At 62.0% G+C, this 1,257-nt stretch carries 1 protein-coding gene; it reads left to right on the top strand.

All coding sequences use genetic code 11. The features are described 5' to 3' along the window. Positions 1-86 precede the first annotated feature (86 nt). Entirely contained in the window at positions 87-845 is a 759-nt protein-coding gene (locus AB0F17_RS66465; protein ID WP_358047866.1) for an AraC family transcriptional regulator, read from the top strand. Positions 846-1,257: the final 412 nt, after the last annotated feature.

Genomic DNA, 1,257 nt, shown 5'->3' with positions numbered 1-1,257 from the left:
AACGTCCCGCTGACGTCAGCATCACCCACGCCAGCCCGCCAACGATCAAACTCGAAGAACTCCCATCAGCGGCTTAACTTAACGGCATTGCCTCTAGATACCGCATCACCCGGCCTGCGAACGGGGCGGTTGACTACAGATACGGCAGCGTCGAAGACACTGCAGATCCTGACCATGCGTCGATCTTCGCCCCAGGTGACCCCGTCACCATCAAGCGCTGGCCCGGCGGTACCCGCGTTCTGATGATGAAGCTCGACACTCGCATTGTCGCCGCCGCCCTGGCGGGAATGATCGGCGCCCACGTCAGTGAACCGATCGGATTCACGCCCAAATTATCGCTGCATTCCGAGCTCGCCGCGAGCTGGATGAAGCTGGTGGCGAACATCAGCCACGCGGCCGATCTGCTCGGGCATCCTCTCGTCGCCGCATCGTTTGCCGACAGTCTGGCGCGCGGCCTTCTTCTGGCGAGCCGCCATCCCTTCAGCCGGCAGATCGAGCAGGCGGCCTCGCTGCCGAGATCGGCGATCGTCCGGGCCGCCGGCGACTATATCGAAGACAACGCTCACATGGCCCTCACCGTCTCAGAGATCGCATCGCGATGCCATGTCAGTACGCGCACCCTGCAGCTAGCGTTCCAACGTCATTTGGGCATGTCCCCGATGGCTTATGCCCGTCGAGTACGACTCCGCAAGGTTCACGATGACCTGAAGGTATCCGACCCTCGCAGCGTCACCGTCGCGTCCGTGGCACACAAGTGGGGTTTTACGCATCTTGGACGACTGGCAGCGGAGTACCGATCCTGCTACGGCCGACTTCCGGTTGAAACCCTGCGCCTGTCCCATTAGCCCCGATTTTTTGCGCAGCGGTTATCCGGGCGGCGAGGACGGCCGACTTCCACTCCGGCGAGGTGGCGCTGACCATGGTCGGCCTCAACCCCACACGACCTCGAGCGGTTTGACTGCCGCTGGGCGTCAGGATGGAGGTTTGCGTTTAATGGCTAGTGGTGGTCGCCATGCGGCTCGCCTCGGCGAGACTCTGGTGGCTTAATTGCCGTTAGCGAGTGGGCGTCGATCGCGTTGGAGCCGACGAAGACCGACGCCGTAGGAGGAGGGAGCTGCTTTCAAAGAACAGCGATGGGCTGGTAAGCGCGTCCTTGTCCACAAGAGGCAATGCCGTTAAGTTAAGCCGCTGATGGGAGTTCTTCGAGTTTGATCGTTGGCGGGCTGGCGTGGGTGATGCTGACGTCAGCGGGACGTT

The organism is Nonomuraea sp. NPDC026600 (assembly GCF_040638335.1).
Lineage (GTDB): Bacteria > Actinomycetota > Actinomycetes > Streptosporangiales > Streptosporangiaceae > Nonomuraea.
This window is presented reverse-complemented; position numbering and strand designations above follow the sequence as displayed.